The sequence below is a fragment of the Jeotgalibacillus marinus genome (assembly GCF_040801915.1).
Lineage (GTDB): Bacteria > Bacillota > Bacilli > Bacillales > Jeotgalibacillaceae > Jeotgalibacillus > Jeotgalibacillus marinus.
This window is the reverse complement of sequence record NZ_JBFMIA010000102.1, coordinates 1-394: the sequence shown is the minus strand read 5'-3', so window position 1 is coordinate 394 and position 394 is coordinate 1. Positions and strand designations below refer to the sequence as shown.

The following is a 394-nucleotide window of genomic DNA, read 5'->3' as shown; positions in this document are numbered from 1 at the left end:
TTTCTCGCCTTCCTTTTTCTCCCTTCCTCCCCTTCCCCTTTTTCTTTCCTTCTCCTTTTCTCCTCCCTGTTCCTCCCTCTTTTTTCCCCCCCTTTCCCCTTCCTCCCCTCTCTCTTTTCTCCTTTTCTCCTTCCTTTTTTTTCTCTCCTCTTCCCTCTCCTCTCTCTCCCCCTCCCTCTTTTCCCCCCCCCCCTTCCTCCCTCCCTTCCCCTTCCCCTTCCTTTTCCCTTCCCCTTCCTCCTTCTCCCCCCTCCTCTCTCTCCCCTCTCCCCCCCCCTTCCTTTTCCCCTCTTCTTTTTTTTTTTTTTTTTCTCTCCTTTTTTTCTTTTTTTTTTTTCTTCCTCCCCCCCCCCCCCCCCCCCCCCCCCCCCCCCCCCCCCCCCCCCCCCCCCCC

1 protein-coding gene is annotated in these 394 nt (G+C 56.9%); it reads right to left on the bottom strand.

From position 1 onward, the window contains the following. The coding region (locus tag AB1471_RS18810; protein WP_367780949.1) for a hypothetical protein at window positions 1–394 on the bottom strand (394 nt) is incomplete at both ends.